This window comes from Vibrio sp. 1078-1 (assembly GCF_033340475.1).
The window spans coordinates 92774-100253 of the sequence record NZ_JAWOWM010000015.1 but is presented as its reverse complement, the minus strand read 5'-3'; the positions used below and the strand labels follow the sequence as shown (position 1 = coordinate 100253).

Sequence of the window (7480 nt, the reverse complement as noted above, 5' to 3'; positions counted from 1 at the left end):
TAACGCTCGCACCCTCCGTATTACCGCGGCTGCTGGCACGGAGTTAGCCGGTGCTTCTTCTGTCGCTAACGTCAAATAATGCAGCTATTAACTACACTACCTTCCTCACGACTGAAAGTGCTTTACAACCCGAAGGCCTTCTTCACACACGCGGCATGGCTGCATCAGGCTTGCGCCCATTGTGCAATATTCCCCACTGCTGCCTCCCGTAGGAGTCTGGACCGTGTCTCAGTTCCAGTGTGGCTGATCATCCTCTCAGACCAGCTAGGGATCGTCGCCTTGGTGAGCCCTTACCTCACCAACTAGCTAATCCCACCTAGGCATATCCTGACGCGAGAGGCCCGAAGGTCCCCCTCTTTGGCCCGTAGGCATTATGCGGTATTAGCCATCGTTTCCAATGGTTATCCCCCACATCAGGGCAATTTCCTAGGCATTACTCACCCGTCCGCCGCTCGACGCCGTTATCGTTCCCCGAAGGTTCAGATAACTCGTTTCCGCTCGACTTGCATGTGTTAGGCCTGCCGCCAGCGTTCAATCTGAGCCATGATCAAACTCTTCAATTTAAGATTTTGTCGGCTCAATGAATACTGAACATTCCTTTCGCTAATAAATAGCAGAAGTAATGTTTGAATTGACTGTGCTCTTATTGGTTTTTACTTTTGAAAAAGTAAAACAAAACAGCTCAAGGCTGCTTCCCAATTCGAATGGTCACTTCGTTTCATTGAAACCTAATTTGATACCGCTTTCCGTTAAGAAAGAAATATCTAATTGGATTATCATCAACGAGTGCCCACACAGATTGATAGGTCTATATTGTTAAAGAGCTTGCTTTGCGAGAAGTTTTTCTCTCAAAGCGGAGGTGCATTCTAGCGATTTAGTTGTTAGTGTCAAACACTTTTTTAAACTAATTTTTTGTAGAAGCTTTTTACCTCTTCGACCCTGCTGAAGCCTTGTGACGTCTGCCGTGTCGATGGATGCGCATTATAGGGAGAAGATTTTCTTTGGCAATACTAAAAATGCATTTTTTCTAAAAAAACATGCCAAATGGATACTTTCCATCCAACCCCAAAATTACCCAGAAATAACACTCAGGATTTATACAATTTACCCACAAAAAGCTGTGGATAACTACTCATCGCTATCAAAGAAATAAGAAATACGCGAACGCGGATTTAGATACTCTTTTACTTTATCCGGTAATTTTGACGGATGAATCGCGTTAACTATCTTTATATCTTTTGACGCAAGATCAATGATTGGCGCTTGCGTCCTTGGTACTGATGGATCGTAAACCAAGACATTCGGGAATAATAAATGCGATGCATTCACTGAGATAACCAGGCCGACCATATTATTAGAAAGCTGAACTACGGTACCCGGAGGAAACACGCCCATAAACTTAATTAGGATGTTCAGGTTCTCTTCTTTATATAGGTGTTTACAGTTCTTATATAAATGAGAGAGTGCGGTATAAGGAATCTTTTGGTCTGAGACTATCGGGGTATGACACAAGTTATCAAACGCATTGGCTACAGCAATAATTTGAGCAAACTCGTTGATCTCATCTCCTTTCAGGCCTTTAGGATAACCAGACCCATCTCTTAGCTCATGGTGCTGCGCGATCACAATTCTCGCGACTTCGGGAAAAGCCTCGATTTGACTCGCAAGATCGACGCCATATTTAGTGTGCAACTTTAAGTAGTTGGTTTCTGGCTCTGTTAGAGGTAGTTGCTTTCTTAATATTGCAGTCGGGATTTTTATTTTCCCGATATCATGGAATAGTGCGGAGAAGGAAAGCTCTTTCAACTGTGCTGCTGAGTACCCTTTAGCACGGCCAATCATCATCGAGATAACAGCCACGTTCAATGAGTGGAAATAAATATCTTCAAACTCATTTTTTCCGTTCATCAGATGTAACGTAACATTATCATCGCACATTAACTTCTCGACGATATCTTCAATAAGAAGCTTTGCTTCATCAACTGCTGCTGTCGGACGGTTACGGATTTTAGTCATGACTGAACGCATACGTGCCAGAGAGCGCTCAAACTCTTTTTCACACTGAATCACGCGTCGACGGTATGCACTTAACTTCTCTATGCGGTTCTGTTTTTCTTGCCACATTTTTTGAGTTTCATGATCTAACGACGCTTCATTTGTTACTCTGTCAGCTTGTCTTTGATCAACAGGGAGTGGAACGGCATCGCTTTGCTCTGGATTAAAGTAAACGAACTTTACGCCGAGGTGGCGGATCATCTCGACTTGCTCTTGGTCTTTAATCTTAAAGCTATTGAGTAGAAAGGGGTGATCGTTCCACTTTAGCGGAAGACGGATATGTAGTCCGGGTTGAATACGATCGACCGTTAGTTTAATGGCTGCCACTTATTCACTACTGATTTATATTTCTTAAGAGAGTTAGAATACTAGTAAATTTTGTGAATAAATTCATCAGTAACTATCAAAACATCAAACCGTTATTTCTAAGCGACTCACTTAATTAGATAGAAGTAAGCTACTTTAAGGAGCGATCTGCTTTGCGTATTTTAAGCTTGGCCTCGAACACTGGCTTGTCTATTACTTCTTGATCTTTGACTAGTCCCATTAACGTTTGTACCGCTACACGGGCCATGTCACTGATAGGAAAGTGCACTGCTGATACTGTAGGGTAAAGACTTTCACAAAGATCAACACTGTCAAAGCTAGTTAATGAGATTTGCTCTGGTACAGAAATACTGTGCTCGTGTAAGTACTGCATTGCGCCAACCGTCATTTCTTCACTGCACGAAAAGACAGCCGTCACATCAGGGTGTCGTTGTAAAATTGCAGCCATTGCATCATAACCACTTTGCCGGCCATAATTCCCTTCTTCACACCAGCTTTCATCAATATCTATACCAGCATCCTTCATTGCATCAATATACCCAAGCTTTCTCAATACACTGTTATGACGTTGGGATGGACCGGCAATACAAGCAATCTTTCGATGAGCACCAGCTAAAAGGTGCTCAACGGCAATACGACTTGCATGATGATGGTTAAAGGTAACACAACGCTCTTCTATTCCTTCCACGTAGCGATCCAGGAGAACGAAAGGTGTTGGCTGTTTAGCTAGTTCACGTAAGTCATCATCTGACAAATAACGACTATGAAGTACATAGCCGTCACAACGTAAATCATTAAAACGCTGAATTGCCTCTTTTTCACCTTGTGCAGAATGATGGCCTTGAGCTGTAATCAAAAACTTCTTATGAATATCCAGCTCGGTCTGAACCTGCTCCATCATCTCGCCAAAGAAGCCCCCCGTATAGTAAGTCACCAATAACCCAACCATATTACTGGATGAGGTTGCGAGTGAACGAGCAATTGCACTAGGACGATAATTCAATTGCGCCATAGCTTGCTCTACTTTTTTTCGAGTTTCCTCGCGAAATTTCCCCTCTCCATTAATAATTCGAGAAACGGTAGAGCGATTTACACCGGCGAGTTCGGCTACATCTTTAATCCTGGCCATAATGCTATTGGGTCCAACTGCAATTGTTATTAAATATTCGTTTGTGTAGAACGGCTGCCAGCAATTCGTAAGGTGCTATAGGGGGCGAAGCTGGCAGCCTTTAATCATACACCGACCATTTGATTGGTAGAAACAAGCTCAGAGTAATCCGTGACAGTTATACCATGATGAGCTAACTGTTCTTTTAAAATGGGAGAGGTAAGAACTTGTAACTCTAGCTCTCGCTGAAGCACATAGCCACTCTTTAAGATAAGCGCCTGATCGGCCTCTGCCGGGTGGCACATCACCTCAACCAAGTCATAGTCAGCTTTTAAGCTCAATAGATGTGCCATTAAGCCATCCAAGCTCACTTTTTGATCATAAAACTCATCAGTAAAGATATACCTGATTGTCATCGATTCTTGACACAAGCCAGTGCCCCGCAGTGGCACTCGGTATTCATTCGCTACTTCTTTAATAACGGGCAAAATTTGAGGGTGAGTATGCGCGTGATGATGGCTATCTAAGTGGCTTAGCTCTAACCCAAGCGATAAAAAATGTTCCACCTGAGCTTTTGCTTCATCATAAACGACCTGAGTTTCGAAGTCCTGCTTACTCCAAAGTTCGTCATAGTTGATAAAGTGCGCTCGGCCGTTAGTCAAGTTACGATGCTTCGTTATAGGCACACCTGCTGTAAACCTAAGATGAACGCCAACTTTCAAGTCTGGATTATGGCGAGCTAGTTCTAAGGCATGTTGCTCAGCATCCATACCCACCATCATGGTGGTTGAATGAACCACACCTTGCCGATGAGCTTTAACGATGCCGTTATTTACACCTCTCGTTAAACCAAAATCATCAGCATTAAAAATGACTTTCATCGGCGCCCTTCCTTAGTCTTACAACGTCGTTAGTTTAAATTGAGGTAAATACGGAGCGTTCACCGCCAGAATATCATCCAGGATTGACTTGGCGCGGCCAATGTCAGGCACCAATGGGTTATTGGTTAATGCCATAAGCGCCTTGTCATAATTACCTTCGACAGCAGCTTCTATTGTTAGCTGCTCATACGCTTTAACTTGATAGAGTAATCCTTTGATATTGTTTGACAACTCGCCAACCGCAAGAGGTTTCGCCCCCCAGCTACCAATCACCGCACTACATTCAATCACAGCATCGTCAGGTAGGCCGTTGATCGCTCCATTATTTAAAACGTTAACAACATGAATACTATTACGATTGTTATAAATTGAATCAACTAGGTTCAGTGATGCATCAGAATAATAAGCACCACCCCGCTCCTCTAACTCTTTCGGCTTATGATCGAGGGTAGGATCTTGATAGAGCTTAAATAGCGCATTTTCTGTTTCCATTACCTGCTCAGCACGAGTGCCTTTTTCATCGGCACTTTGTTTCTCTTCAGCAAGCATGGCATCAGTTTGGTAGAAGTAGCGATGATAAGGACATGGTATCGCCCCCAGTGCTTTTAGAAATGCAGGATCCCACGGCTCTTCCCAGATATTCTTCATACTGAAGTTGGCACCATCACCGACTTTCTCTAATACCGTTTGAGTAATATCTTCCCCATTGAGCCATGCTTTGTGTACCCACACGAGATGGTTTAACCCAGCAAACTCAAGTTGTAGCTCTTTTGGCTCGCACTCCATCATTTCTGCAATCATCATTTCCATTGAAACGGGCACATTGCATAAACCAATACTCTTTACTTTGGTGTACTTACTGACCGCTTCGGAAACTAAACCCGCTGGGTTGGTGAAATTGAGCATCCATGCGTTTGGAGCCAACTCTTCAATGTCTTTACAGATATCAAGAATGACCGGAATGGTTCGCAGTGCTTTAGCAAAACCACCAGGGCCCGTTGTTTCTTGGCCGATGACGTCGTACTTGATTGGGATTCGCTCATCGTTAGCGCGTGCAGCAAGGCCACCAACACGAAACTGCGTCATCACAAAATCCGCATCTTTTATCGCAGCACGGCGATCGAAACTGGCTTTTATCTCAATTTTTGCTCCGGCTTTATCGACCATTCGCTGAGCCAATCCTTTGATGATCTCAAGCTTCTCAGCTCCTGACTCAATGTCCACAAAATGAATCTTCCTAACGGGTAAATATTCTAAGCGCTTAATAACCCCTTCAACCAATTCCGGGGTATAGCTACTACCACCGCCAATAATGGCAAGTTTGATCGCCTCTCTAGACATTTTCATCCCCCTTTATTTGTTCGAGATTTTTTTGTTCAGTGCGACGATTTCTACAGCCATCTCTTGAGCCAAAATCGTAGTCATTAGGTGATCTTGAGCATGCACCATCACTAACGTCATCGGGACTTTCCCTTCTCCCTGATCTTCTTCAATAAGCTGAGTCTGTATTAAGTGGGCTTTATTAATGCACTCTCTTGCTTGAGAGAGCTTCTCATCAGCCGCTTCAAAATCTTGTTCTCGAGATAAACGCAATGCCTCGTAGCTTAAACTTCTGGCTTCACCAGCATTGCAAATGATCTCCATTACAACCAATTCTTGTTCCATCATTTTCTCTCCGAAAATCGGGCCGCGGTAATTGCGGCCCATTAAGCACAGTTAAGCAGTAACGCCTTCGCCTGACGGCTGCGTGTCACCTTTAGTTTCCTTCGTCGTTGGTAGTTCTTGCTCCAACATTTGCTTCTCAAACATTTTGAAGAATGGGAAGTAGATGATTAGATCAAGAATTAATAAACCAATGACGAGCAATACTGGCGCAAAGGTCCAACCGCTACCCCACGAAGCACCTATCAGTGCCGGTGTTGTCCAAGGTGTTGTAGCGACACCCATACCCACAAAGCCGACATGCACAGCAAAATACGCAATCGTAGCGTTGATGACTGGAGCGAAGACGAACGGGATAAACAAGGTCGGGTTCATCACAACTGGGCTACCGAAGATCACTGGTTCGTTGATTTGGAAAAAGCCAGGCACCGCACTCATTCGACCAATGCTCTTAAGGTGAACAGAACGGCTAAACGACATCAGCATAACAAGAGCAAGTGTTGCACCAGAGCCGCCAATAAAGATGTAAAAATCCCAGAACGGTTGAGTAAATACGTTTGGAATCGGTTCACCTGCAACAAAGGCTTCAATGTTGGCACCAATGTTGGTCAAAAAGATTGGAGAAAGCAGTCCAACAACAATTGCAGCACCATGAATACCCGCAAACCAAAGCAGCTGGCAAAGCAATAAAGCGCCAATAATGGCAGGCAATGAGTTAGACGCACTAATTAGCGGTTTAAAGATAGCCATAACAGCATCTGGAATCAGCATGTCGTACTGGGTTTGTACGAAAAGGCTAAGTGGATATAAGGTAATGAATATCGCTAAGACTGGTAGCAATACTTCAAATGATCGCGCAATCGCCGGTGGCACCTGCTCTGGCATGCGAATCGTAATATTGTGCTTTTTCATAAAACGGTAGAGCTCCACCGAGAAAAATGCACACATCACTGCGGTGAAGATCCCGGTTCCGCCCATGTGAGACATAGACAAAGCGCCATCTTTAGCTGGGGCCGCTATGAGTAAAAAAGACATTAGTGACAATACAGCACTCGTGATCCCATCCATCTTGTAAGCCTTCGCTAAACTATAAGCAACGCCCAGCGAAACAAAAATGGTCATGATCCCCATCGACATGTTGTAGGGCATCATTATGGTATCAAAATGTGTAGTGGCGAAATCGAGCCAAATTCGACCAAAAGTAAAGGTTGTATCTTCGGCAAATGGGGGGAATGCAAAAATCAAAATGAAACTACCAACAATAATAAACGGCATTGCGACAATAAAACCGTCTCTCATTGCGCGAACATGGGGCTGATTCCCCACTTTAGCTGCTATAGGGGCTATATGCTTTTCGACTGCGCCTATAATTGCGTCATAAAGCTTCATAGAATCCATCCTTATTTTAGGCAAAAGAATCCCGCATCAAATATTTATATTTGATGTA

Annotated in this window: 6 protein-coding genes and 1 rRNA gene; all 7 read right to left on the bottom strand. The window is 43.8% G+C overall.

Features of this window, described 5'->3' with window-relative positions; all coding sequences use genetic code 11:
* A 16S ribosomal RNA gene (locus tag R7190_RS21255) occupies window positions 1-563 on the bottom strand; the annotation flags it as partial.
* Between the two features lie 565 nt (window positions 564-1128).
* Complete coding sequence (locus R7190_RS21250; RefSeq protein WP_005381029.1) at window positions 1129-2382, bottom strand: HD-GYP domain-containing protein; 1254 nt, start codon at window positions 2380-2382, stop codon at window positions 1129-1131.
* Window positions 2383-2512: 130 nt separating this feature from the next.
* Window positions 2513-3511 (bottom strand): LacI family DNA-binding transcriptional regulator, encoded by a 999-nt coding sequence (locus R7190_RS21245; RefSeq protein WP_053303320.1) that lies wholly within the window; start codon window positions 3509-3511, stop codon window positions 2513-2515.
* Window positions 3512-3615: 104 nt separating this feature from the next.
* Window positions 3616-4371, bottom strand: coding sequence for a chitin disaccharide deacetylase (chbG, locus tag R7190_RS21240; RefSeq protein WP_053303321.1), 756 nt, complete (start codon window positions 4369-4371; stop codon window positions 3616-3618).
* Between the two features lie 18 nt (window positions 4372-4389).
* Entirely contained in the window at window positions 4390-5712 is a 1323-nt protein-coding gene (locus tag R7190_RS21235) for a 6-phospho-beta-glucosidase (RefSeq protein ID WP_053303322.1), read from the bottom strand.
* A gap of 12 nt (window positions 5713-5724) precedes the next feature.
* A complete protein-coding gene (locus tag R7190_RS21230) occupies window positions 5725-6036 on the bottom strand; it encodes a PTS lactose/cellobiose transporter subunit IIA (protein ID WP_031777269.1) in 312 nt (103 codons plus the stop codon).
* A 51-nt stretch (window positions 6037-6087) separates the two neighbouring features.
* A complete protein-coding gene (locus R7190_RS21225; RefSeq protein WP_005381064.1) occupies window positions 6088-7422 on the bottom strand; it encodes a PTS sugar transporter subunit IIC in 1335 nt (444 codons plus the stop codon).
* Window positions 7423-7480: the final 58 nt, after the last annotated feature.